The organism is Kineococcus sp. NPDC059986 (assembly GCF_040702905.1).
Taxonomy (GTDB): domain Bacteria; phylum Actinomycetota; class Actinomycetes; order Actinomycetales; family Kineococcaceae; genus Kineococcus.
This window is the reverse complement of the sequence record NZ_JBFBND010000002.1, coordinates 216684-241516: the sequence shown is the minus strand read 5'-3', so window position 1 is coordinate 241516 and position 24833 is coordinate 216684. Positions and strand designations below refer to the sequence as shown.

The window sequence follows — 24833 nt, the reverse complement described above, 5'->3', positions numbered from 1 at the left end:
GGGCACGGACCAGGAGCCGCAGCATGACCACCACCCCAGCGGTCGCCGAGCTTCCGGCCCGGCGCCGACCACGGCCGACCTCCTCCGCCGCCCGGCGCAAGGACACGCTGCCCGGGATCCTCATGGCCGCACCCGGCGTCGGCGCGCTCGCCTTCTTCGTCGCGGTGCCGTTCGTCCTCGCGATCGTCCTGTCCCTGTACAACGTGCAGATCGCCTCCCCGCGCCCCGCGCGGTTCGTCGGGCTGCTGCAGTACGAGCGGCTGTTCACCGACCCGATCGTCTCCGGGCCGTTCTTCCGCGCCCTGCTCAACAACCTCACCTTCGCCGTGTTCGTCATCCCGGTCCAGACGGGGCTGGCGCTGCTGCTGGCCGTCCTGGTGAACGCGAAGCTGCGCGGCGTCGCGTTCTTCCGGACGCTCTTCTTCATGCCGGTCGTCTTTCCGATGGCCCTCGTGGCCGTCATCTGGCGGCTCATCCTCGACCGCAGCGGCAACGGCATGCTCAACACCGTCCTGCACGTCCTCAGCGGTGGCGCCTTCGGCGCGCACGACTGGCTGGGCAGTTCCTCGACCGCGATGGCGAGCATCATCGTCCTGTCGGTCTGGCAGGGCGCGGGCTTCCAGATGGTCATCATCCTGGCTGCGCTGCAGGAGATCCCGCAGGAACGCTACGAGGCCGCCTCGATTGACCGGGCGAGCACGTTCCAGCAGTTCGTCCACATCACGGTGCCCGGGATCCGGAACACCCTCGTCTTCGTGACCCTGCTGACCACCATCTTCGCGTTCCGGGTGTACGACCAGGTGTACATCCTCATCTCGACGGCCGGCGCCAACGAGGAGGCCACCCAGACGGTCCTCTACCAGGCGACGTCGAGCATCTTCGACACGAACAACCTCGGGCGCGCGTGCGCCATCACCGTGGTGTTCTTCGCCATCGTCATGGTCATCACGCTCGTGCAACGCCGGCTCGTCCGGCAGACGGAGGACGGTGCCTGATGGCCGGCTCGACCCCTTCCGCGGTCCGGGACGTCACCGTCCCGGTCCGCAGCGGCCGGGACCCGCGTCGCGCCGGTCGCCTCGGTGCCGCCGTGCGCACCTACCTGCTGCTCGCCGTGGCCGGTCTGCTCTTCGTGGCGCCCGTCTACTACCTCGTCGTCGGCAGCCTCAAACCGACCGGCGAGGTCCTCGACGGGGTGCGCGGCTTCCTGCCGACCGGGCTCACCCTCGCCAACTACGAGGGCGTCTTCACCAGCCTGTCCTCGGACAGCACCGGGCACTTCCTGCGGTTCGTCCTGAACTCGTTCGTCATCAGCGCCGTGGTCGTCGTGGGTGGGCTGGTCGTCAACTCGATGGCCGCCTACTCGCTGGCGCGGCTGGACTGGCGCGGCAGCCGGGTGGTCCTGACGTTCGTCGTCGCGCTCATCATCGTGCCGTTCGAGTCGGTCGCCGTCCCGCTGCTGTACCTCCTGCAGGGCCAGCGCAACACGTTGCTGGTGCAGGCGATCCCGTTCGTGGGGAACGCGTTCTCGATCTACCTCTTCTACACGTTCTTCCTCGGCCTGTCCCGCAGCATCGAGGAGGCGGCCCGGCTCGACGGGCTCGGAGCGTTCGGCACGTTCCGGCGGATCGTGGTGCCGAACAGCCGACCGGTGTTCGCGACCGTCACCATCCTCACGTTCATGTCCTCGTGGGGGCAGTTCCTCTGGCCGCTGCTGACGGTGTCCGAACCCTCCGTGCGCCCGCTGCCGCTGGAGCTCAGCGTGTTCTCCGGGCAGCAACCGGTCGACTGGGGCTCCGTGTTCGCGTTCGGCGTCCTGCTCGTGGCCCCGATCCTCGTCGTCTTCTTCGCCTTCCAGCGCTACTTCGTGCAGAGCGTGGCGGGGTCGGCGGTCAAGGGCTGACACCGGGGGGTGCCGGTCCTCAGACGCCGACGCGGTGTCCTTCGAGCCGGCCCCGCTTGACCCGGTACATCGCGTGGTCGGCGTGCCGGAGGAGGTCCTCGAACGTCGACCCGTCCGTGCCGGACACCGCGACACCCGTGCTGATCCCCAGCGACCACTGCGCGCCGCGGAGGTCGACGGGGTCGGCGACGCGTGCGGCGACGGCGGCGACCGTGCGGGCGGCGACGTCCTCGGCCTCGTCGGGGTGCAGCCCCGTGAGGGCGACGATGAACTCGTCGCCGCCGAGGCGGGCCAGGACGGCGTCCGCCGGCACCGTCTCGCGCAACCGGCGGGCCACCTCGACGAGCAGGTCGTCACCGGCCTCGTGGCCGAGTTCGTCGTTGACGACCTTGAACCCGTCGAGGTCGCAGAACAGCAGGGCCGTCCGCGCGTCGTCGCGGCGCAGCGCCGCCTCGACGAGGGGTTCGGTGCGCCGGCGGTTGGCGAGCCCCGTGAGGGAGTCGGTGAAGGCGAACTGCTCGATGCGCCGCAGGTGCTGGCGCGAACGCTCCCGCTCGACCTCGAGCTCCTGCTGCGCCCGGACGCGCGCGGTGACGTCGTTCTGGACGCCGATGTACTGCACGACGCGCCCGTCCGCGTCGGTGACGGGGGCGAGGTACACCTCGTTCCACCACGGTTCGCGCTGCGGCCCGCGGTAGTTCAGCACCACGCCCCGCCACTCCTGCCCGGCGGTCAGGGCCGAGCGGATCTCGTCGAGGGTTCCGCGGTCGGTGTCGGGGCCCTGCAGCACCCGGCAGTTGCGGCCCAGGACGTCCTCGGAACGGACGCCGGACAACTCCTCGAACGCGGAGTTCACGTAGACGAGCGGCTGGTCCGGCCGCAGCATGTCGGCGATCGTGATGCCGCTCGTCGTCGCCCCGAGGGCGCGCTGCAGCAACGCCTCCGCGGTCCCGGCCGCCACGGCGCCGGTGGGTCGCGAGGACGTGCGCGGGGGCACGCAGTCGCGGGGCGCGCTGGCCTCGGCGCTCACCGCCGGCGGGGTCGCGGTGCGCGGTGCGACCCGCGACAGCAGCGACTGGGCGGCGGCCGTGACGGTGGTCCGCTCGTAGGTCAGGGCGTACTCGAAGAGGCGTTCGCGGTCGGGGCCGGTGTCGCCGAGGTCGCGGGCCAGCAGACCCGCGGCGAAGTGCGGGGCGAGCACGACGACGTCCCACTCCCCGCGCACGGGGTCGTGCGGTTCGAGGGTGGCGCCGCGGACCCCCGGCATCGGGTCCACCGGCAGGCCTTCCCCGAGCGCGCAGACGAAGCCGACGCGGTCGGCGAGGTCGCGGTACCGGCTGCGGGTCGCGGGCGTGAAGTGGTGGGCGTACTGGAAGGTCGAGGCGACGACGCACGTGTCGCCGAGGCGCAGGGCCTCGCGTTCGAGCTGCTTGCTGAGTTCGATGAGCAGCGCCTTCGGGGCGCGGCGCAGCGGGGTCCCGGCCGGCAGCAGGCTGAAGGGCGACGGGGGCTCGGCGGCCGCGACGGGCACGGGTGCGGGCAGCACGAGCTCGGCCACGGCGGCGGCCGGCGGCGGGGGCGCCGCGGGGCGGCCGAACAGCCAGCCCTGTCCCAGCTGGGCCCCCAGTGCGCGGGCCGTCAGCAGGTGGCCCTCGTCCTCGATGCCCTCGGCCAGCACCAGCGCACCGGTCTCCTGGGCGTAGGCGTTGACGGCGTTCATGATCTGCGCGACGGCGGGACCGGGGCGGTCCTGCACGAGCCGCAGGTCCAGCTTGACGACGTCGGGGCGCAGCAACGGCATGAAGGCCAGGGACATCGCGTCGGCCCCGACGTCGTCGAGGGCGATGGCCCAGCCCAGTTCGCGGACGCGGGTGACGGTGCGCAGCAGTTCGGCGGGGCGGGCGGCGAGGGCGCGCTCGGTCATCTCCACCACGACGCGCAGACCCGTCGGGGCGCCGTCGGCGAGGGCCATGAGCTCGGTGAGCGGTGCGGCGTCGAGGATCTCGGGTTCGACGTTGACGAAGAGGGTCAGCGGGGCGACGACACCGTGCTCCAGGGCGCCGCGCAGCGCGGCGGCGCGGCAGGCGTGGTCGAGCGCGGACAGGACGCCCTCGGCGCGGGCCGCGGCGAACAGCTGGTCCGGGCGGTGCAGCGGGCCGACCGGCCCGCGCGCGAGCGCCTCGTAGGCGACGACCGCGCCCGTGTCGAGGTCGACGATCGGCTGGAAGACGCTGTGGATCGACGGCTCACGCAGCACGTCGTGGATCGTAGGGCCGTTCGTCACCCTGTGTGCTTCGGCAACCGGGACCGGTTCTGTGGAGCCCCCTCACCCGTTCGGACCACCGCGGCGGGGAGGGCTGGGTAGGGTCGGGCCGCGAGTCTGCCCCCGTCGACCACCCCGTCGACCACGCGTCCCCGACGGCCTGCGTGGAGGCGGTCCGTCGTGCCGATCGGGTGGGGGAGGAGTGGTCTCGTGAGCGTCGTGCTGGCGGTCGACGTCGGAGGCACCGGGTTGAAGGGGGCCGTCGTCGACGTCCACGGGCGGGCGCTCGTGCGGCGCGACCGCCCGACGGCCCTCGACGGCCGCGGCCCCGCCGACAACCTGCTGGCCCTGCTGGCCGACCTGTCCTCGGCGGCCGGGCCGGACGTCCCCGTCGCGGTGGGCGTGGGCACCCCGGGCATCGTCGACGAGGCGACCGGCACCGTCGTCTACGCCTCCAACCTCGGCTGGCGCGACTTCGGGCTGCGGGCCCTGCTGGAGGAGTCGACGGGGCTGCCCGTCGGGGTGGGGCACGACGCGCGGGCGGCGGGGCGGGCCGAGCAGCTCGCCTCCGGGACCCACGGCAGCTTCGTCTTCGTCCCGATCGGCACGGGGATCGCCGCCGCCCTCGTCGTGGAGGGCAGGGCCGTGTCCGGCGTCGCGGGGGCGGCGGGGGAGTTCGGCCACGTCGTCGTCCACCCCGACGGCGAGGCGTGCCCGTGCGGGCAGCGCGGCTGCGTGGAGGCGTACGCGGCCGGCGCCGCGGTGCTGCGCCGGTACCGCGCCCGGGGTGGCGAGGCGGCCTCGACGGCGGAGGTCGTGGCCCGTGTCGGCGCGGACCCGCTCGCCGACGCGGTGTGGGCGGACGCCGTGCGGGCCCTCGCGCTGGGCCTGCAGGGGCTGACGATGCTCCTCGACCCGGCCGAGATCGTCCTCGGCGGTGGCGTGTCCGGTGCGGGTCCGGTGCTGCTGGACCCCCTCGAGGTGGAGCTGCGGTCGCTGCTCGCCTGGCGGGCTCCGCCGCCGCTGCGGACGGCGCGCTGGGGGTCCGAGGCCGGCCGGATCGGGGCGGCCCTCCTGGGCTTCGAGAGGGCCGGCATCGCCCCGGACTTCGTGCTCTAGAAGGGATTCCGCCAGGTGGGGGAGGGGCTCTAGAAGGGAACTTCTGGAACTCTAGAAAGTTTTCACCAGGCAACTTCCCCCAGCCAGGTGAACTGGTTGAAGGTCGAAGATCATCGGCACGAACACCTTGCCGTGCCCGTCCGCCTGCCCCGCTCCCTCGCCGCCCTGCCGTTGGCCGCGCTGGCCCTCTGCCTCACCGCCGCGCCCGCCACCGCCGCACCCGCCGCCTCCTCGGTCGTCGAGACCGGCACCGTCGTCCAGGTCGCGACCGAGACCCCCGTGCACGCCGGCGGCACCGACCACGACGGGACGCGCACCCTCCTGCGCCGCGCCGACGGCACGTTCACGGACGTGGGCGGCGAGGCCGTCGAGCACCTCGCGACGGGGACGTCCGTCCGGGCCGAGGTCCGCGACGGGACCGCCACCGCCGTCTCCGCGCGCGCCGCCGTCCGCACGCTCGCGGCCGCCGGCGGTCCCTCGACCGTCCGCGTCGCCATGGTCGTCCCCGCGGGCGTCACGCAGGACGCCGCACCCGCCACGACCGCGCAGGTCGCGACGGCCGTCCAGCAGGCCTCGGACTACTGGTCGTCCCAGACCGCCGGGCAGGTGCGGTTCCAGCTCGCCGGCGTGCAGGGGTGGACCACCAGCTCGCGCACCTGCTCCGACGTCGGCGGGCTGTGGACCGAGGCCGCCCGCGCCGCCGGGTTCACCGGCGCACCGCGCGAGCACCTCGTCGTCCTGCTGCCGCGCAACGCCTACACCTCCCGTGCCTGCGCCGCCTACGGTCTGGGCTCCGTCGGGGCGGGACCGGACAGCGCCGGGTACGCCTACGTCACCGACACCGAACCGTCCCTGTGGGCGCACGAACTCGGCCACAACCTCGGCCTGGGGCACGCGAACCTGCTGTCCTCGGCGACCGCGAGCGACGTCGCCTGGAACGGCAGCTCCTACCCGGGCGCGACGCGGGTGCCCTACGGCGACGTCTGGGACGTCATGTCCTTCTCCGGCGCCACGATCGGCCACGGCAACCTCGGCGTCGCCGGTCAGTACCGTCTCGGCCTGCTGCGCAACGGGATCCAGGACGTCACGGCCACCGGGTCCTACACGTTCGCAGCCCTGCCCGTCGCCGCCGACGGGGCCGTCCACGGTCTGCGCGCCGTCGACCCCGCCACGGGGACGGCGTACTTCGTCGAACTCCGTGGCCGCTCCACCGGCGACGACCTCGTCGCCTCCGACGCCAGTCGCCCCACCCGCGGCGTGCGGGTCACGACCGCCGACCGCGGCGAGGACGGCGCCACCCTCGCCCTCGACGCCAGCCCCACCGGCCGCCGCGGGGACGTCGACCTCGCCCTCGCCCCCGGCGCCACCCTGTCGACCGCGTCGGGTCGGCTGCACGTCACCGTCACCGCCGCGGGCGACACGAAGGCCACCGTCACCGTGACGTTCGGCGACACCCCGCGCCCCACCCCCGCGCCGGCCCCGGCCCCCGCCGGTTCCGCGTCGACCGTTGCGCCGCAAGGGGTCTCCTTCAACCGCGACGGCGTGAACCGCGTCGTGTCCGGGCCGGTCCTGCAGGCCTACCTGGACCGCGGCGCCCAGCGCGGTGCGCTCGGCTGGCCCACGAGCGACGCCCTCCCCGTCCGCGACGGCGGGGTCGTGCAGCGGTTCGAGGGCGGTCTCGTCTACTGGACCGCGGGCACCGGCGCGCAGGTCGTCGCCGGCGCCGTGCTCGGTGAGTACGCCTCGCTGGGCTGGGAGGGTTCCGTGCTCGGGTTCCCCACCAGCGGCGAGATCCCCGTGACCGGCGGTGTCGTGCAGCGCTTCCAGCGCGGGCTCGTCTACTCCTCGCCCACCACGGGCGCCCACGCCGTCCGCGGCGCCGTCGAGGGCCGCTACGCCGCGGCCGGCTGGGAGCGCTCGGTGCTCGGGTTCCCGACGTCCGACGAGATCCCCGTGCGCGGCGGCGTCGTCCAGCGCTTCTCGGGCGGGAACGTCTACTGGAGCCCCGCCGCGGGCGCCCAGGTCGTGCGCGGTGCGGTGCTCGGCGAGTACGGCCGCCGCGGCTGGGAGGGTTCGCGCCTCGGCTTCCCCGTCGGCGAGGAGGTCCCCGCCCCCGGTGGCGTGCGGCAGCAGTTCCAGGGCGGGACGCTCACCTGGACCGCCGCCACCGGCCGCGTCGCCTGACCCCCTCACCCCCCGCCCCGACCCCCGCCCCGCCCCGACCCCCGCGCGGAAAACACTCTTTCCGCCCTTCGGAGCTCCCCTGGAGGGCGGAAGGAGTGTTCTCCGTCCGGGAACGGGGCCCGGAAGGGCGGAAAAGGTGTTTTCCGCGCGGGGTGGGTGGGTCTGGCAGGCTCGGGGCGTGCGCCTGCTCGTGATCACCGACGGAGTCCCGCCCGAGCACCGGGGCGGGGTGGCCAGTTCCGTCCTCGTCGAGGTCGACGAGCTGGCCCGGCGCGGGCACGAGGTGACGGTCCTCGTCCGTCGGCACGACCGCACCGCCCCCCTCGTCGAGGACCGCGGGCACTACCGCCTCCTGCGGCACCCGGCGCCGGCCCGCGGGAGCCGCGGCTACTACGCCCACCCGGCCGTGACCCTCGCCCGCGTCCCCGGCTGGCTGCGGTCCCTCGTGGCGCGCGAGGGCTTCGACGCGCTCTACGTCCACTCCACCTTCCACGCCGCCGCGGCCGTCCGCGCGGGGCTGGGGGACCGGACGGTCTTCCGGTTCCACGCCCCCGCCTCCCTGGAGGTCGGGCTCGACGCGGCGGGCGGGAAGTACCCGCTCGTGCGCGCCGCCGGGGGGCTCGCGGGACGCGTCGTCGCGGACCTCACCCGGCGGGCCGAGCTCGCGGCCGTCGACGGGACGGCGCGGACGCTGACGACGAGCTGGTACGTCCGCCGCCTGCTCCAGCAGGTCCACCCCGCGGCCTCCGCCCGCGTCGACGTCGTCCCGCTCGCCGTCGACCTCGACCGGTTCTCCCCCGGCCCCGCCGAACGGGACCGGCTCGGCCTGAGCGGGGACCCCCTCGTCGTCACCGTCCGGCGGCTGGTGCGCCGGATGGGGCTGGAGAACCTGCTCGACGCGTTCGGCGCCGTCGTGGAACGGCACCCGGGCGCGCGGCTCGTGGTCGGGGGCACCGGGTACCTGGCCGCCGAGCTGCGCGCGCGCGCCGACCGGCTGGGGCTCCCGGTGGACTTCCCGGGGTTCGTCGCGGAGGAGGACCTGCCGGCGCTCTACCGCTCGGCCGACCTGTTCGTCCTGCCGACGCTGGAGATGGAGGGGTTCGGGATCGTCACGCTCGAGGCGTTCGCCAGCGGGCTGCCCGTCGTGGCGACCCCCGTGGGCGCGAACCCCGAGGTGGCAGGGTCCCTCGACGCCCGCACGGTCGCCGCCTCGACCTCGCCGGCCGACCTCGCGGCCGCGGTCCTGCGCGGGCTCGACCTGCGCACCGAGCTCGCCGCCCGCGCCCGCGCGCACGTGCAGGAGCGCTTCTCCCCGGCCGCGGTCGGGGACCGCGTCGAGGCCGCCCTGGCGGAGGTCGCGGCCGCGCGCACGGCTCAGCAGGCGGGGGCGTCCGCCGCCAGCCGCTGAACCGTGCGCAGGTGCTCGATGTCCAGGGGGGTGGAACCGGCGGTCGTCGCGTCGGGCGTGGCCACGCCCTGCCGGACGAGTTCCTCGTTGACGTCGAGGCCGTCGTCGGTGCGGAACCAGCCGGCCCCCGCGACGTCGACCCGCTGCCCGATCGGCAGGTAGGAGAACAGGTCCCGCACGTACGCGTCGCGACAGCCCTCGGCGGGGACGACCCCCGCGAGCGTCCGCGGCGCGGTGGTCCCGTCCAGGCCGGCGACGACCGGCAGCGGACCGGCCGACCACGCCACGACGGTCGCGGCCGCCGGCACCTGGGTGGCCGTCGGGCTGGGGGTGGGGGCCTGCGACGGCGGCTCGCTGTCGGGGGACCCGGTGCCCCGCACGCCCTCCTGCAGCGCGCGCTGCACGACGACGGGGTTCGGGGGCGTGCGCTGGTGCTCCCAGGTCGCGAGCACCCCCACGACGGCCAGGACGACGAGTCCGGCCACGACGAGCCGGCGCCGGGACCCGCGCGGTTCGACGTGGGCGGCGCCGGGCGCCAGCAGCTCGTGGTGCGGGGTCTCCTCGACGTGGTGCTCCGGGGCCCACGGGGTGTCCCAGCGGGCGAGCTCGCCACCACCGGCGACGTCCACGCGCACGGCGGCCCCGCGCGCGGAGTAGCGCAGGTCGAGCGCGACGATGCGCCACGGCGGCCCGTCCTCGCGGTGCACGGCGACCAGGACGGCCCGCCCGCCCGTGTGCACGGGGTTCCCGTTGCCGCGGACCTTGACGAAGTCGCCGGGGCGCAGCGCCTCGAGGTCCGGTACCCGCACGGCGACCCATCGGCGCGGGTGCCGCCGTCCTGAGGTGTGCAGCGTTCCTGCACGCCTGCCGGAACGGAGGACGTCCACGGCGCGTCCCAGCGGCATGACCCGCCCCGCTGCGGCCCTGTTCGTCGTCCTGCTGCTGGCGGCGTGCGCGCCGCAGGGACCCGGCACCTCCGGGACCGTCCCGGCACCGAGCCGGCCCGACCTCGTGCCCGACGCCCACGCCGGCCCGTTCGTGACCGTCGGCACGGTCCTGCAGGACGACGGACACGGGCCGCAGCTGTGCGTCGGCGCGATCGCCACGTCGTACCCGCCGCAGTGCGGCGGTCCGGACGTCCTCGGGTTCGCCTTCGACGACGTGCCGGCCGGGTCCTCCGAGGGCGTTCTGACGAGCCGCTGGGGACTGTTCACGCTGACGGGGGTCGTGGAGCGGGTCGGGGACCGGGACGCGCTCCGGCTCACCGCACCGCCGCGACCGGCGACGGCACCGCTCGATCCGCCCCTCGTCGCGGACTTCTCGGCGGACTTCACCACCCCGTGCCCCGCCCCCGCGGGCGGCTGGACCGAGCCCGACCCCGCCCGGGCGAGCGACGACGCGCTGGGCCTGGCCGCAGGCGTCGCCCCCGGGGTTCCCGGGTACGCCGTGCTGTGGATCGACGAGCAGGCGCCGGGGCACCGCGTCCTGAACGTCTCGACGGCCGGGGAGCTCGCCGCGATGGAGGGCGCCGTCCGCGAGGTGTGGGGCGGTGCCCTGTGCGTCAGCCCGGCCGAGCGGTCGGAGGCCGACCTCGCGCGGACGCTGTCGCAGGTCCAGGAGTCCGGGCCGCCGACGCTCGACGTGCAGCTCGACGCGATGGCCGGCCGGGTCACCGCGACCGTGCTGCTGGCGCGCGAGTCCGACCAGCGGCACCTGGACCAGCGGTACGGCCCGGGGGTCGTCCGGCTGAGCAGCGTCCTGCGGGTGCCCGCCACCTGACCGGAGCCCGCCGTCAAGTCCCGTCGCCGCCGACCGGGTGGTCCTGCCCCGGCGCGCTCCAGCAGGTCGCCCCGGGCACCGATGTCCGGGTGACGGCGCCGAGGGGGCGACCGTGCCGATCCTCCGGGAGTTGCCTGATGTCCCACGAAGCAGACACCGTCGCCGAGCGCCCGACCGGCGCCCAGACCGTGGCGCCGATCCAGGCCTCCGCCCTGCTCTTCGCCGCCTCGATCCTCGGCGAGGGCAGCTACACCCCGGAGCAGGAGCTCAAGGGGACCCTGAACGCCGGGGCCCGCACCGAGACGCCCGAGGTCCCCGCGCCCGCCGCGCCCGTCGCCCAGCCCGTCGCCCAGCCCGCGCCCCAGCCGGTCGCCGAACCCGTCGCCCAGCCCGCACCCCGGCCCGAGCCCCAGCCCGTCCGCGCGGTCGTCCCGCCGGCCCGGGTCGAACCGGCGCCGGCCCCGCAGCCCGTCGAGCGCAAGGGCTTCTTCGCCCGCCTGCTCGACAAGCTCCTCGGGCGCGGCTGACGGCCTCAGGCCAGGGCGAAGTCCGCGAGCGCGCTGCGCGGCACCTCCTCGGCGGGGAGCAGCACGGCGCGGTCGCGGCCACCCCGGGGGGAGAACCGTCCCTGCAGGACGAGCCGGTCGCGCGCGGTCGGCCGGGCGCGGCGTTGCAGACCGCGGGAGTCGCTGAAGACGACGGTCCCCGTCAGCCCGGTCGCGGTGGCCGTGCAGCCGGGGCCGAACGCACGCTCGACGTCCTCGTCGGTGGCGCGGCCGACGCGGGCCAGCCGGCGCCGCCGGTGCGAGGTCCGCACGTAGCTGAGGGGGCCGACGCCCTCGTCGACGCCCGTGAGGTGCAGGTGCACCTCGAGCGCGGGGCCGTCGGCCGCGCGTGCCCAGCCGCGCTCGGGGACGGGGGCGCCGGCGAGCGTCAGCACGCCGTTCATGTCCCAGATGCGCACCTCGCGGCGGCAGTGGGCGGAGGCGACACCGCTGATCTGCGGGTGCCTCAGGAACCGTGCGTACGGGTCCTCGGGGTCCACGGGCGGGCGGCTGCCGAGCAGGTCGACGTCGCGCGGGGTGGCGCGGCGCTGCTCGGGTTCGCCGCAGAGGCGGCGGCGGCGCCGGACGATGTCCGCGCTCTGGTCGGCGATGAGGTCGTCCGTGCGGGACAGGACCTCCCCGAGCAGCTCGTCCCGTTCCCCGCCGCTGCCGAGCAGCGTGGCGAGGTCCGTCCAGGCGATGCCGTCGCGGTGCAGGTCGGCCACGACGCGGCGGGCCTCGGCCGTCAGGTGTGCACGACGGCGCAGGCCGCGGGGCAGACGCACGGACGCCCTCCTCTTGTCGGTTCTGCGCACCGTAGCGGCGTCGCTGCGTAGATCACCAGTGACGCGCGGTGAGATGGGGGGACGCCGCCGCGCGCCGGCGTCCTTCCTGGGATACATCGGAGAGGTGGCGGACGAGACCCGGGGAACAGTGCTCGTGGCGTTGCTGGCGAACGTCGGCGTCGGCATCGCCAAGGGCGTCGGGGGTGTCGTCACCGGGTCCAGCGCCCTGCTCGCCGAGGCCGCCCACTCGGTCGCGGACACCCTCAACGAGGCGTTCCTCCTGCTGTCCCTCAGCCGCGCGGACCGCCCGGCCGACCGGACGCACCCCTTCGGCTACGGCAAGGAACGCTTCTTCTGGTCACTGCTGGCGGCCGTCGGGATCTTCGTCTCGGGGGCCCTGTTCTCGATCGCCGAGGGCGTCCACTCGCTGACGAGTGAGGCCGAGGAGACCTCGACGCAGCACTTCGTCGTCATCTACGCCATCCTCGGCGTCTCGATCCTGCTCGAGGGCGGGTCCCTGCTGAAGGCGTTGCGCCAGGTCGTCCGCGAGGCGGCCTCGGCCCGGCGCCGGATCCTCACCTACGTCGTGCGCAGCCCCGACCCGACCGTCAAGACCGTCGCCAGCGAGGACAGCATCGCCGTCCTGGGCGTCCTGGTGGCGCTCGCGGGCACGATCGCGCACCAGGTGACGGGCTCGAACGTCTGGGATGCCCTGAGTTCGATCGTCATCGGCGCCCTGCTCGGGGTCGTCGCGGTGCTGCTGGGACGGGACACCAAGGAGCTCCTCATCGGCGAGGCCGCCGACCCCGCGGTCCGGGTCGAGGCGGTGCGGGTCCTGACGTCCGAGGCCGCCGTCGTCCGCGTGCAGGAGGTGCTGACGATGCAGCTCGGGCCGCACAACGTCCTCGTCGCGGGCCGGGTGCAGTTCGCCGAGGAGCTCACGGCGGGCGAGATCGAGGCGGTCTGCACGCGCGCGGAGGAGGAGATGCGACGCCGGGTGCCCTCGATCACGCAGGTGTTCCTCGACCCCAGCGCGGTGTCGGTCTCGGCGGACGCGGCGGCCCGCGAGCGGCTCGCCGACACCGAACGCGAGGCCGCCGGTCTGCTCGACCCGGATTCCGTGCCGGCGTTGCCGCAGCCGAGGACCCGGACCGGGCGGGGGTTGCGCGCGCAGCCCTGACCGGTCAGTCCGCGAGGACCTGCCGGGCGAGGTCGTCGAGCCCCCGGGCCGTCAGGGACGGCGTGCTCGCGTGCCGGGGGTAGGTCCCCGTCCCGGCCCGGTCGAGGTACGCGGTCCGCATCCCGGCGGCGGCCGCCCCGTCGAGGTCCCACGGGTGGACGGCGACGAACAGCACCTCCGCCGGGGCGACCGCGCAGACGTCGAGCGCGTGGCCGTAGGCGGCGGGGTGGGGTTTCCACGGTCCGACCGTCTCCACCGACAGCACGTGGACGACGTCTTCGCGCACGCCGGCCCGCTCCAGCAGCGCCTCGCACGTCGCGAGGCCCCCGTTCGTCAGGGCCGCCGTGACGACGCCGTGGTCGCGGAACCGCCGCAGGCCCCCGGCGACGTCGGGGTGCAGCACCACCTCGTCGAAGGCTCCGAGCACGTGCGCGACCGCGTCCTCGAGCGGTCGGTCGAGCCGGGCGCCGGCGAGCTCGGCGCGCAGCACGTCCGCGGCGACGTCGGCGAACGGCAGCGGGTCCGCGCGCAGGGTGCGGGCGAAGCCGTCGCGCAGGACGGCGGGCAGGAACCGCGCCGCGACCTGCGGGTCGGCGCCGACGGCGGCCAGCCGGTCCCCGACCGCGCCGAGGTCGGAGAGGGTCTCGTTGACGTCCAGGACGACGGCCGCAGGTCGGGTGGCTTCGGTGGGGGGCACGGTCGACCGTAGGCACCGCCCGCGGCCGGGGCGAGCGGGAGTCAGCGGGGGACGGCGGGTGAGGCGGCCCGCACGAACGCGGGGACGGCCTCGGCCGGCAGCGGGTGCGAGTGGTGGAACCCCTGGGCGAGGTCGCACCCGGCGGCCACGACGGCCGCCGCGAGCCCCGGGGTCTCCACGCCCTCGGCGACCACGCGCAGCGACAACCCGTGGGCGATGTCGACGATCGAGCGGACGAGGACGGCGTCGGCGTTGCGGGCCAGGGGGTCGTCCCCGGCCAGGCCGTGGACGAGTTCGGGGTCCAGCTTCAGCTCGTCGACCGGCAGGGTGCGCAACGCGGACAGGGAGGCCAGTCCCGTGCCGAAGTCGTCCACGGAGATGCTCACCCCGGCCTGCCGCAACCGGACGAGCACCTCGGCGACGGTCCGCTCGTCGTGCAGCGCCGACCCCTCGGTGACCTCCAGGCGCAGGGCCTGCGACCCCAGTCCCGCCGCGGCGAGCGCGTCGAGGACGGTCGTCACGAACGCCGGGCGCAGGCAGCGGGTGGGCACGTTGACGGACACCTGCAGCGTCAGGTCCTCCTCGCGCCAGCGGGCCACCTGGCGCAGGGCGCGGTGCAGGACGAACGTCGTGAGGGGGTCGGCGAGGGCCGTCTCGGCCGCGGCCGGCACGAAGGCGGCCGGCGGGAGCAGCCCGCGGACGGGGTGCCGCCAGCGGACGAGGGCCTCGACGGTGCGCACGGCGCCGCCGGCCAGCTCCACGACGGGCAGGTAGTGCAGGTGCAGCTGGTCGTCCGCGCCGTCCTGCGTCGCACCGAGCGCCGCGCGCAGCTCCGCCAGCGTGCTGAGGCGCTGGGAGGAGTGCTCGTCCTCGCCGGGGTCGTAGGTCGAGATCCCGGTGCGCCGGGTCTTGGCCGAGTACATGGCGATGTCGGCCTGCCGCAGCAGGAGTTCGATCTCCCCGGCGACGTCGCGCGGGCCCGGGTCGAGCGGGGGGCGCAGGTCGGCCGCGTGCCGTCGGCTGGTGATCCCGATGCTGGCGTCGACGTCCACCGCGACCTCGGCGACGACGAGGTTCCCGGCCAGGGACTGCCGCATGCGCTCGGCGACGACGCGGGCGTCGCGGGCGGAACTGCCGGGCAGGACGACGGCGAACTCGTCGCCGCCGAGCCGGGCGAGCACGTCGCCGTCGCGGACGGCCGAGCCCAGGCGGGCGGCGACCTGCTGCAGGAGGTCGTCGCCGCAGGCGTGGCCGAGGGTGTCGTTGACCTCCTTGAACCGGTCGAGGTCGACCATGAGGACGGCGACGTCGACCCCCTCGCCGTCGGTCGCGAGCTCGGCCTCGAGGCTCGCGCGGAGGGCCGCGCGGTTGGGCAGCCCCGTGAGCAGGTCGTGCAGGGTGCGGTGCTGCATCTGCTCCAGGAGCTGGCCCTGCCGGATGCGGGAGGCCTCGGCCAGCCGCCACATCGTCAGGGAGCCCGCGCAGGCCGCACCGAACATCACGGCGTGGACGGTGGCGAACCACCACGGGTGCCGGTGGGCTGAGCCGTCGAGGAAGACGACCTGGGGGAAGAACGTCCCGACGATGCCGTGCTGGAACAGCACGTACGCGACCGCGACCGTGAACGGCGCCCACGCCTCGTAGAGGGCGACGACGGGGACCATGACGAAGAAGTGGAAGTGCGCCTCGGTCCACCCGTGGGAGATCTGCACGATCTCGCCCGAGGCGACCACGAGCCCGAGGGCGGCGGCGCACGACCGCATCCACTCCGGTGACCAGGCCGGCAGCGTGGGGTCGTCGGCGAGGTAGCGGCGCAGTTCGTCGAACTGGGCGGCGCAGAGGAAGACGGCGAGGACGGCGCCGAACCCGGCGGCCTCCAGCAGCGGGAGCCGCCACGCGAGCGCGTAGACGGGGACGGCGAGGACGTGGACGAGCAGGACGGTGCACACCCAGCGGTGGCGACGGTGCCAGTCGGTGGGGGAGAGGGCGTGGCCCCGGGGCAGCCAGCGTCCCCAGGGGTGCCGCGGCGGGTCCGGGTCCGGGACCCCGGTCGCGACGTCGTTCACCCCGTGAGCATCGGCAGGGCCGGGGGAACGCTGGAAGACACCTGCGGAGGACCACCCGAACGTGGCAATCTGTCAACGCATCGTCACTCACAGCATCTAGAACGGGGAGCAGGGTGGGGCGGGTGAGCTCAGGTCCCCACGCCGGGAGACCCCGCCGTGACGACCCCGCGTGGGTGCCGTCGTGGGTCGTCGCGTTCCTGCGCCGCCTCCCGCAGCGCTGGCGCTCCGGCGGTCCCGCCGTCGTCGCCGGCCGGGCCCTCCTCCTCGTCACCGGCGCCCTCGTCGCGCTCACCGTCTGGGTGCTCTCGCCCGGCCCCGCCGACCAGGTCGTCCTGGCCGCGGTGGGCCTGACCGCCGTGGGGCTGCTCGTCCTCAGCACCGCGTTGCCCTGGCACGGCTGGTCCCCGCGCGCACCGCTCGCCTTCCCCCTCACGGTCGTGGTGGCGCTCGCCGTCCTCGGCGTCGGGACGGACAGCGTCGCCGGGGCCTACGTGCCCTTCTTCGTCCTCTGCTTCGTCTACGTCGGGGTCTTCCTGCCGCCGCACACGGCGTTCGGCCTGCTGCCCGTGGCGGTGCCGCTGTACCTGCTGGCCTCCGAGCAGCTCGACGCGAAGGTCGTCGTGCGCACGGTCGTCGTGGCCTGCACGTGGGTGCTCGTCGCCGAGCTCCTGGCCCAGCTCGCCCGCCGTCAGCGCGCCGCGGCCGACGTCCTCGTCCGCGACGCCCGCACCGACCCGCTGACCACCATCGGCAACCGCCGCGACCTCGAGGACCGCATGCTCCGGCTCGTGCCGGGGGACACCGTCGTCGTCTGCGACCTCGACCACTTCAAGCAGCTCAACGACACCCGCGGCCACGCCTTCGGGGACCAGGTCCTGCGCGAGTTCGGGGCCATGCTCGCCACCCACCTGCGCCGCGACGACTACGCGGCCCGGTTCGGGGGCGAGGAGTTCGTGCTCCTGCTGCACGCCAGCGGGACCGGGCCTGCGATGGACGTCGTCGAACGCCTGCGCCAGACGTGGTCCGAGGGCGGCGGCGCGGCGACGTTCTCCGCCGGCTGCGCGACGCTCGACGTCGGCACCAGCGCGCAGCAGGCGCTCGTCGCGGCCGACGCGGCGCTCTACGCGGCCAAGCGGGACGGCCGCAACCGCACCCGCAGCGCGGAGGCGGCCGACGGGTGGGGACCTAGGGTGGGGGCCGACAGCGTGCGTGACCTGTCCCACGAGCTCTAGGGAGACCCCGTGCCCAGCCCCGCCGTGCACATCGGACCGCAGGACGACCCGCAGCTCGTGGAGGCGGTGGAACGCGGCGGCGGTCGCGTCGTCCCGCTCGCCGAGGCCGAGGCGCTCGTGGTCGTCGGCGGGCACGGCGACCTGCCGGAGCTGCACGACGGGATCCGCTGGGTGCAGCTGCCGTCGGCCGGGATCGAGGCCTGGGTCGCCTCCGGCGCCATCGACCGCGACCGGACGTGGACGTCGGCGACGGGCGCCTACTCGACCTCGGTGGCCGAGGGGGCCGTCGCGCTGCTGCTCGCGGGGATCCGCGGGATCGGCCGCGCCGCCCGGGCCACCACCTGGGACAACGGGGCCCTCGACGGCGTGCAGAGCTCGCTGCGCGGGGCCACCGTCGCGATCGTCGGCGCCGGCGGCATCGGCAAGGCCATGATCCCGGCGTTCCTCGGCCTCGGCGCGCGCGTCCTGGCCGTCACCCGACGCGGGTTGCCCGTCGAGGGCGCCTACGAGACGTGGTCGGCCGACCGCGTCCGCGACGTCTTCGCCGTCGCCGACCACGTCGTGCTCGCCGCCCCCGCGACCGCCGACACGGCCGCCCTCGTCGGCACCGACGAGCTCGCGGCGCTGGGGTCGCAGGGCTGGCTCGTGAACATCGCCCGCGGCTCGCTCGTCGACACCGACGCGCTGGTCGCCGCCCTGCGGGACGGGACGATCGCCGGCGCCGCCCTCGACGTCACCGACCCCGAACCCCTCCCCGACGGCCACCCGCTGTGGACCGAACCCCGCGCGATCGTCACGCCGCACTCGACGAACCCGTCGTCGCTGCGGGTGCCGCTGCTCGCCGAGCGGATCACCGAGAACGTGCGCCGGTTCGGCGCGGGCGAGGAGCTCCTCGGCCTCGTCGACCTCGACGCGGGGTACTGACCGCCCCACCTCCCGTCCCCCCGCCCGCCCCTCCGCTCCGGGTCGTCCGCGCGGGGTTGGGCTCGTAGACGCATCCGGCTCACAGGTTGAGCCGGTTGCGTCAGCGAGCCACCACTCGCGGTCGCGGTTGGGTTGGGCTCGTAGACGCATCCGGCTCGTAGGTCGAGCCCGTCGCGTCAACGAGCCACCCCCGCCGGTCGCGGTCGGGGTGGGGTCGTCGGCGCATCGCGCTCGGAGGGTGAGTCGGTTGCTGGAGCCAGCGCGCAGCGCTGGACGACGAGCCCCCCCCGCGGGCGGCGGGACCGAGCCCCGGTTCGAGGTGCGGGGGTGGGAGGGGCGCGCGACGGTGGGGTCCGTGCAGACGTTCCTCCCGTACCCGGACTTCGCGCGGTCGGCGGCCGTCCTCGACGGGCCGCGGCTGGGCAAGCAACGGGTGGAGACCCTGCAGGTCCTGCGGGCCCTGGAACTGCCGGACTACGGCTGGGTGAACCACCCCGCGGTCCGCATGTGGCGCGGGTGCACGCCGGCGCTCGTCGCCTACGGCCTGGTGTGCACGGCCGCGTGGACGACCACGGGACGCGCGGACTCCACCGAGCGGCTCATCGGGGAGTTCGCGCCGCAGGTGGTGGGCCGGTCCCAGGCCGAACTCGCCGACCTGATGCCGCCGTGGCTGGGGGACGAGGAGCTGCACCGCAGCCACCGGTCCGCGTTGCTGCGCAGGACCCGGCGTTCTACCGCCCGGTCTTCGGCGACGACGACCCGGACGACCTGCCGTACGTGTGGCCGGCCCCGCCGTCGCTGGAATCCCCGGCCCGCACGCACGGGCGGCTCGTGTGGGTGGTGCGGCCGGAGTCGCCGCAGGCGCTGGGGGAGTTCCTCACCGACGGGGTCGTCGGGCTCGGGACGGCGTCCGGCATCGACGTCGACGTGCGCGGTGCGGCAGAAGGGACGACGTTGCGCGAACTCCTCAAGGAGGTCTCGCCCGGCAAGCGGCCGGGCAAGGACCTCCGCGTCCTCGACACGTTCGTCCACGAACTCAGCCCCGGGGACGAGGTTGCGGTGCCCGTGGAACGGGAAGGGGCCCTGTTGCTGGGCGAGGTCGTGGGGGAGTACGGGTTCACGTCCGGGAAGGGCGTGTCCGTGCGCCACCGCCGGGCCGTGCGCTGGGGCGGGCGGGCCGAACGGGACGACGTCTCACCACCCGCCCTGCTGCAGGACCCCCGCCACCTGTTCCGCGTCGACCTCGCCGTCTGACGACGCATCCGAGACCCTGGGAGAACCGTTGCCCGACACCGCCGTCCTCGACGTCGACGGGACCCTCGTCGACACGAACTACCACCACGCCCTCGCCTGGTTCCGCGCGTTCCGGCGCTTCGAGCTGACGCTGCCGGTCTGGCGGTTGCACCGCGCGATCGGGATGGGTGGGGACCAGTTGGTGCCCGCCGTCGCGGGCGAGGAGTTCGAGGCCGCCCACGGCGACGCCGTCCGCGACGCGTGGGTCGAGGAGTTCGACCCGCTGCTGCCGGAGGTCCAGCCGTTCGAGGGGGCGCGCGAGCTGCTGACCGAGCTCGGCCGCCGCGGCTGGACGGTCGTGCTGGCCTCCTCGGGCAAGGGTGCGCACGTCGACGCCTACCTCGACCTGCTGCAGGCCCGGGACCTCGTCGCCGGCTGGACGACGTCCGACGACGCCGACGCCACGAAACCCGCCCCGGACCTGCTCCAGGTTGCGCTGCAGCGGGTCTCGGGGCGGGCGGGGGTCCTGCTGGGGGACTCGGTCTGGGACTGCGAGGCCGCCGGGAACGCCGGCATGCGCAGCGTGGCGGTCCGCACCGGGGGGTTCTCCGTCGAGGAGCTCACGGGTGCCGGCGCGGGCGTGGTCGTCGACTCCCTGCCGGAACTCCTCGCGACGCTGGACGGGACGGACCTCGCCCACCCCGCGTGAGGGGCGGACGCCTCAGGACGTGGTGACGACGGGGACCGGACGCAGCGGCCGGCGCACGCGCGGGACGGTCGCCGTGCCGGACGACGTCCCGGTGGACGGCGGGGGAGCGGTCTGGGCCGCCTGCGCCGCCTTCACGGCGGCGGCGACGTCGAGCATCCCGGCGCCGTAGCCGTCGGGCCACGCCTTCTTCGCGACCGTGCCCGTGAGCCAGCCGGTGACCGTCGCGACGTCCGCGCGGGGTGCGACCGTGTGGAGGAGGGCCGCCGCGGCGGAGACCTGCGGCGCCGAGAACGAGGTGCCCGAGACGCTGAGGTAGGCGTAGGACCCGCTCTTGCCCGGCGCCCCCGCGGGGATCGCCTCCCCCGGGGCGCTGAGGTCGACGGAGGCGTTGTGCTGGGCCCACGCCGCGGCCGCGCCGGCGGTCGTGGACGCCGACACCGACACCACGCCCGGGTAGGCGGCCGGGTACTCGACGGGGTTGCCCTGGTCGCCGGAGTTGCCCGCGGAGGCGACGACGACGACCCCCTGCGCGGTCGCCCAGTCGACGGCCGCGGCGATCGTGCGGTTGTAGTCCGGTCCGCCGAGGGACAGGTTGACGACGTTCGCGCCCGCCTTCACCGCGGCCGTGATGCCCGCGACGATCGCGTCGCTGGAGCAGCCGCTCTGCTCGCAGACCTTGCCCGCCAGGATCGTGACGTCCGGGGCGACGCCCGCGGAACCGACGCCGTTGCCGTAGGCGCCGGCGACGACGGTGGCGACCTCGGTGCCGTGGTCGACGACGATCGCGTCGGACTCGGTCGTGAAGTTGCCGATCTGCTGCACGCGACCGACGAGGTCGGGCTGCGTGCCGTCCACGCCGGAGTCCAGGACGGCGACCTTCGTCCCCGCGCCCCTCGTCGTGGACCACGCGGCGTACGCGTCGACGGCGGTCAGGTGGTACGCGTAGCGCAGGTAGGGGTCGGTGGCGAGGAGGCGCCGCGTGGGCAGGCCCGTCGACCCCGTCGGCGTCAGCTGGTACGTCGTGCGCACCTGGGCGTCGCTGACGGCGGGGTCGGCGTCGAGGGTGCGCACGAGCCGGGCGGCGGCCGCCTGACCGGTCGCGGTGCGGGTCTCGACCTGGGGCCGGCCGCCGACCCAGCGCAGGGCGTCGACGTGCAGGGTCCGGGCCGGCGAGGTCGCCGGCGAGGTCGCCGGGGAGGCGGCCGGGGCAGCCGCCTGGGCGGGGGCCGCCAAGGTCAGGGACAGCGCGGCGGCCGCGAGGGCGAGGGCCCGGGCGGGGGGACGGGCGGGTACGGGCACGGCTGCTCCCTGCGGTCGGTCGAGACGACCTGGCATCGGCCCTCCGGACGACGGACTTGACGAACCCCTTGTGCGGTTCCCCTGGTCAGGCTAGTTTCTCGATTCGCATCGACGATGCGTATCGACGGCCCGCCGACCCGGTTCCCGGGTCGGCGCGGGGGTCCGGAGCTCTCAGAGAGGAGGGTGGTGTGGCGGTGTTCCAGGACGTGCAGGTGTGCGGGGACGACCGACGCCTCCGCCCGCTGCTCGTGAGCCCGGTCCGGCCGTCCGGTCCATCCCCCACCTGGTCGCACCGCCCGTCAGGACGCGCGGCGCGCTGAACCCCCTGTGGTGCCCCACCCGGGAGCTCCACGCCCATCGTCGATACGCATCGACGGACGACCGCCCACGACGCCGTGGGTTGAGGAGAGGAAACACCAGATGGCTCGACAGACGGCCCGGTCCTCGGCTCGGCGCGGAACCCGCGCCGGACTCGCCGCCCTGCTGGTGCTCCCGCTGGCCCTCGGGGCCTGCGGTGGCGGGGGCGGCAGCACGAGCTCGGGGAGCTCGGACACCCTGCGGGTGCTCGACTACTACAACTCCGACCCGAACAAGACGCTGTGGAACGACGCCATCATGGCGTGCGGCAAGACCGTCGGCATGAAGATCTCCCGCGAGTCCGTGCCGGGCGAGACGCTCATCCAGAAGGTCCTGCAGCAGAGCTCGTCCAAGACGCTCCCCGACGTCCTCATGCTCGACAACCCCGACGTCCAGCAGATCGCCGCCTCCGGCGCGCTGGCCCCGCTCGACGACCTCGGCGTCGACTCCTCCGGTGTCGCCGAGGGCGTCCTGAGCGCCTCGACCTACGAGGGCAAGCTCTACGGCCTGCAGCCCGTGACGAACACGATCGCGCTGTTCTACAACAAGAAGGTCCTCGAGGCCGCCGGGGTCACCCCGCCCACCACGTGGGACGAGCTGAAGACCGCCTCGGCCAAGCTGACCCAGGGCGAGCAGTACGGGTTCGCGATGTCGAACGTCAACACCTACGAGGGCACCTGGCAGTTCCTGCCCTTCATGTGGTCCAACGGGGGCGACGAGAAGAACATCGACACCCCGCAGACCGCGCAGGCCCTGCAGCTGGTCAAGGACCTCCTGGACTCCAAGTCGCTGTCGCAGTCGTCGGTGAACTGGACGCAGGCCGACGTGGCCGACCAGTTCACGGCCGGCAAGGCCGCCATGATGATCAACGGTCCCTGGAACTTCGGGACCCTCGACAAGGTCTCGGGCCTGGAGTACGGCATCGTCCCGATCCCCGTCCCGCAGGCCGGCGGCAAGACCGTCTCGCCCTTCGGTGGCGAGGCCTGGACCGTCCCGCAGACGGGCGACAAGGACAAGCAGAAGAAGGCCGCCGAACTCGTGCAGTGCCTCAACAGCGACGAGAACGAGGTGAAGATCTCGCTCGGCACGGGCACCGTCCCGACCAAGCCGGCGCTGGCCGACCAGGTGACCTCGCAGAACCCGAACCTCAAGGCGTTCGCCGACCAGGTCCCCGACCTGCGGGCCCGCACCGGTGAGCTCGGCGCCGACTGGCCCAAGGCCGCGACGAAGATCTACACCGCCGTGCAGAACGCCCTCGTGGGTGGGATGACGCCGGAGGACGCGCTCAAGCAGGCGCAGAATGGCTGACGCCTCCGTCAGCTCGTCGGTGGGGGTCACCTCCCGCACCGCCCCGTCGGCCGGCGCGCCGACGGGGCGGGGGTCCGGGCACAAGCTGCGGACCCGGCTCGTCGAGGTGGCGTTCGTCGTCCCCGCCGTCGTCTACCTCGTCCTGTTCTTCGGCTACCCCGTCGTCAAGAACGTCCTCATGGGGTTCCAGGCGTACACGACCAAGACGTTCTACACGGGCGAGGCCCCGTGGGTCGGGCTCGCCAACTACTCCGCCGTCGTCGGCAACGCGATCTTCGACCGGACGTTGTGGAACACGCTGTTCTTCACGGCCGGGTCCATCGTGGGCCAGTTCGCCCTCGGTCTGGCGATCGCGCTGTTCTTCCACAAGCGGTTCGCCCTGTCGGGCGTCCTGCGGTCGCTGATCCTGCTGCCGTGGCTCATCCCGATGATCGCCGGGACGGCCGTCTGGCGCTGGATCCTGGACACCGACAACGGGGCGCTCAACCGCATCCTGTCGGCGGTCCCGGGGCTGGACCTGCACCCGAACTGGCTGACGTCCCCGCAGCTCGCGCTCGTCGCCGTCATCGGGGTCAACATCTGGCTGGGGATCCCGTTCAACATGACGATCCTCTACGGCGGCCTGCAGGAGATCCCCGAGGAGCTCTACGAGGCCGGCGCCCTCGACGGCGCCACCGGCTGGCGCGCCTTCCGGCACATCACGTGGCCCATGCTGCGGCCGGTCGTCACGGTCGTGCTCGTGCTCGGGGTCGTCTACACGCTCAAGGTGCTCGACGTGATCCTGGGTCTGACCAACGGCGGGCCGGCGAACTCGACGCAGACCATCTCGACGTTCTCGTACGACATGTCGTTCCGGCAGTTCGACTTCGGTCAGGGCGCCGCGCTCGGGAACATCCTCATCCTCATCTCCCTCGTGTTCGCCGTGGTCTACCTGCGGATCAACCGGAAGGCGGTCGACGAATGAGCGCGGTCGTTCCCACCCGCGTCCAGCCCGGGGTCGAGGTCCGGCCCGCGGGCAAGGCGCCCCGGCGCCCCGTCTACACGGTCATCGGGATCCTCATCCTGGCGTTCATGCTGTTCCCGCTGTACTGGATGGTGAACGTCTCCCTCCAGCCGGCCGGGAACGCCGTGGCGACGCCGTGGTTCCCGTTCGACTTCAGCCTGCGCGGCTACACGACGGCCATCTCCGAACAGGGCCGCAACCTCGTCACCTCGCTGCTCATCAGCCTCGGGGCCGTCGTCTTCAGCCTGCTCATCGCGACCCCCGCGGCGTACGCCATGGCCCACTTCAAGCTCGGCCGCTGGGCGACGGTGGTGCTCTTCGGCATCCTCGTCACGCAGATGGTCCCGGGCATCGTCGTGGCCAACGCGCTCTACTCCGCCTACAGCGACCTCGGCCTGCTCAACACCCTCGGCGGGTTGATCCTGGCCGACTCCGCGGCCGGCATCCCGTTCTCGATCATCCTCATGCGGGCCTTCATGGGCTCCATCCCGACCTCGATCGTCGAGGCCGCCTACGTCGACGGCGCCGGGCACGTCCGGGCGTTCTTCTCGATCGTGCTGCCCATGAGCCGCAACGCGCTCATCACCGCGGGGCTGTTCACGTTCCTCTTCGCCTGGGGCGACTTCCTCTTCGCCCTCACCCTGACCACGACCGCCGACCTGCGCCCCATCACCCTGGGGCTGTACACCTACGTCGGCAGCTTCGTCGCGGACTGGTCGCCCATCATGGCGACCGCCGTCCTGTCGTCGCTGCCCGCCATCGCCCTGCTCGTCCTGGCCCAGCGGTACGTCGCCGCCGGGGTCACGGGCGGCGCGGTCAAGTCCTGACAAGGAGTCTCCCGA

At 74.4% G+C, this 24833-nt stretch carries 21 protein-coding genes and 1 pseudogene; 16 read left to right on the top strand and 6 right to left on the bottom strand.

Annotated features, from left to right (window positions below):
- Window positions 1–23 precede the first annotated feature (23 nt).
- Both AB0637_RS03165 and AB0637_RS03160 read left to right on the top strand, forming a co-directional pair.
- On the top strand, window positions 24–995 hold the full coding sequence (locus AB0637_RS03165; protein ID WP_366169703.1) for a sugar ABC transporter permease: 972 nt from the start codon (window positions 24–26) through the stop codon (window positions 993–995).
- Entirely contained in the window at window positions 995–1900 is a 906-nt protein-coding gene (locus tag AB0637_RS03160) for a carbohydrate ABC transporter permease (RefSeq protein WP_366169702.1), read from the top strand. Before AB0637_RS03165 ends, AB0637_RS03160 begins: the two co-directional genes overlap by 1 nt.
- A gap of 19 nt (window positions 1901–1919) precedes the next feature.
- On the opposite strand, the gene AB0637_RS03155 is transcribed toward AB0637_RS03160, so the two are convergent.
- The gene (locus tag AB0637_RS03155; RefSeq protein WP_366169701.1) at window positions 1920–4184 is read right to left on the bottom strand and encodes a diguanylate cyclase; all 2265 of its coding nucleotides are present in this window, start codon (window positions 4182–4184) and stop codon (window positions 1920–1922) included.
- Between the two features lie 189 nt (window positions 4185–4373).
- Here AB0637_RS03155 and AB0637_RS03150 point away from each other — a divergent pair, with 189 nt between their 5' ends.
- The 3 genes from AB0637_RS03150 (at window position 4374) to AB0637_RS03140 (ending at window position 8874) form a co-directional block, all read left to right on the top strand.
- Window positions 4374–5282, top strand: a complete 909-nt coding sequence (locus AB0637_RS03150) for an ROK family protein (protein WP_366169700.1) — start codon at window positions 4374–4376, stop codon at window positions 5280–5282.
- Window positions 5283–5414: 132 nt separating this feature from the next.
- Window positions 5415–7466, top strand: a complete 2052-nt coding sequence (locus AB0637_RS03145; RefSeq protein WP_366169699.1) for a M12 family metallo-peptidase — start codon at window positions 5415–5417, stop codon at window positions 7464–7466.
- A gap of 178 nt (window positions 7467–7644) precedes the next feature.
- Window positions 7645–8874: a glycosyltransferase family 4 protein gene (locus tag AB0637_RS03140; RefSeq protein ID WP_366169698.1), complete on the top strand. Its 1230-nt coding sequence runs from the start codon at window positions 7645–7647 to the stop codon at window positions 8872–8874.
- Here AB0637_RS03140 and AB0637_RS03135 read toward each other — a convergent pair.
- A complete protein-coding gene (locus AB0637_RS03135) occupies window positions 8841–9683 on the bottom strand; it encodes a hypothetical protein (protein WP_366169697.1) in 843 nt (280 codons plus the stop codon). The two genes, AB0637_RS03140 and AB0637_RS03135, sit on opposite strands and share 34 nt — an antisense overlap.
- 94 nt (window positions 9684–9777) lie before the next feature.
- Here AB0637_RS03135 and AB0637_RS03130 point away from each other — a divergent pair, with 94 nt between their 5' ends.
- Both AB0637_RS03130 and AB0637_RS03125 read left to right on the top strand, forming a co-directional pair.
- Entirely contained in the window at window positions 9778–10653 is an 876-nt protein-coding gene (locus tag AB0637_RS03130) for a hypothetical protein (RefSeq protein WP_366169696.1), read from the top strand.
- Between the two features lie 137 nt (window positions 10654–10790).
- Complete coding sequence (locus tag AB0637_RS03125) at window positions 10791–11180, top strand: hypothetical protein (RefSeq protein ID WP_366169695.1); 390 nt, start codon at window positions 10791–10793, stop codon at window positions 11178–11180.
- Between the two features lie 5 nt (window positions 11181–11185).
- Here the strand turns inward: AB0637_RS03125 and AB0637_RS03120 are convergent, their stop codons facing one another.
- Entirely contained in the window at window positions 11186–11983 is a 798-nt protein-coding gene (locus AB0637_RS03120; RefSeq protein ID WP_366169694.1) for a hypothetical protein, read from the bottom strand.
- A 124-nt stretch (window positions 11984–12107) separates the two neighbouring features.
- Here AB0637_RS03120 and AB0637_RS03115 point away from each other — a divergent pair, with 124 nt between their 5' ends.
- The gene (locus AB0637_RS03115) at window positions 12108–13163 is read left to right on the top strand and encodes a cation diffusion facilitator family transporter (protein WP_366169693.1); all 1056 of its coding nucleotides are present in this window, start codon (window positions 12108–12110) and stop codon (window positions 13161–13163) included.
- A gap of 4 nt (window positions 13164–13167) precedes the next feature.
- On the opposite strand, the gene AB0637_RS03110 is transcribed toward AB0637_RS03115, so the two are convergent.
- Window positions 13168–13860, bottom strand: a complete 693-nt coding sequence (locus AB0637_RS03110) for a haloacid dehalogenase type II (protein ID WP_366169692.1) — start codon at window positions 13858–13860, stop codon at window positions 13168–13170.
- Between the two features lie 41 nt (window positions 13861–13901).
- Complete coding sequence (locus AB0637_RS03105) at window positions 13902–15926, bottom strand: EAL domain-containing protein (RefSeq protein WP_366169691.1); 2025 nt, start codon at window positions 15924–15926, stop codon at window positions 13902–13904.
- A gap of 122 nt (window positions 15927–16048) precedes the next feature.
- Here AB0637_RS03105 and AB0637_RS03100 point away from each other — a divergent pair, with 122 nt between their 5' ends.
- From AB0637_RS03100 to AB0637_RS03080, 5 genes and pseudogenes are all read left to right on the top strand, one after another.
- Window positions 16049–17158: a GGDEF domain-containing protein gene (locus AB0637_RS03100; protein ID WP_366169690.1), complete on the top strand. Its 1110-nt coding sequence runs from the start codon at window positions 16049–16051 to the stop codon at window positions 17156–17158.
- A 9-nt stretch (window positions 17159–17167) separates the two neighbouring features.
- Window positions 17168–18082, top strand: a complete 915-nt coding sequence (locus AB0637_RS03095; protein ID WP_366169689.1) for a D-isomer specific 2-hydroxyacid dehydrogenase family protein — start codon at window positions 17168–17170, stop codon at window positions 18080–18082.
- A 208-nt stretch (window positions 18083–18290) separates the two neighbouring features.
- Window positions 18291–18752 (top strand): annotated as a pseudogene (locus tag AB0637_RS03090) (MSMEG_6728 family protein); the annotation flags it as partial.
- On the top strand, window positions 18749–19336 hold the full coding sequence (locus AB0637_RS03085; RefSeq protein ID WP_366169757.1) for a hypothetical protein: 588 nt from the start codon (window positions 18749–18751) through the stop codon (window positions 19334–19336). The pseudogene AB0637_RS03090 and the gene AB0637_RS03085, both read left to right, overlap by 4 nt.
- 28 nt (window positions 19337–19364) lie before the next feature.
- Window positions 19365–20024, top strand: a complete 660-nt coding sequence (locus AB0637_RS03080) for an HAD family hydrolase (protein ID WP_366169755.1) — start codon at window positions 19365–19367, stop codon at window positions 20022–20024.
- 12 nt (window positions 20025–20036) lie between these two features.
- Here AB0637_RS03080 and AB0637_RS03075 read toward each other — a convergent pair whose 3' ends face one another.
- Window positions 20037–21323 carry a S8 family serine peptidase gene (locus AB0637_RS03075; protein ID WP_366169688.1) on the bottom strand — a complete coding sequence of 429 codons (1287 nt, stop codon included), beginning with the start codon at window positions 21321–21323 and terminating at the stop codon, window positions 20037–20039.
- Window positions 21324–21743: 420 nt separating this feature from the next.
- Here AB0637_RS03075 and AB0637_RS03070 point away from each other — a divergent pair, with 420 nt between their 5' ends.
- From AB0637_RS03070 to AB0637_RS03060, 3 genes are read left to right on the top strand one after another with little or no spacing between them, the layout of a single operon-like run.
- Window positions 21744–22988 (top strand): ABC transporter substrate-binding protein, encoded by a 1245-nt coding sequence (locus tag AB0637_RS03070; RefSeq protein WP_366169687.1) that lies wholly within the window; start codon window positions 21744–21746, stop codon window positions 22986–22988.
- Window positions 22981–23952, top strand: a complete 972-nt coding sequence (locus AB0637_RS03065) for a sugar ABC transporter permease (protein ID WP_366169686.1) — start codon at window positions 22981–22983, stop codon at window positions 23950–23952. The genes AB0637_RS03070 and AB0637_RS03065 overlap by 8 nt, the downstream gene beginning before the upstream one ends.
- Entirely contained in the window at window positions 23949–24818 is an 870-nt protein-coding gene (locus tag AB0637_RS03060) for a carbohydrate ABC transporter permease (protein ID WP_366169685.1), read from the top strand. Before AB0637_RS03065 ends, AB0637_RS03060 begins: the two co-directional genes overlap by 4 nt.
- Window positions 24819–24833: the final 15 nt, after the last annotated feature.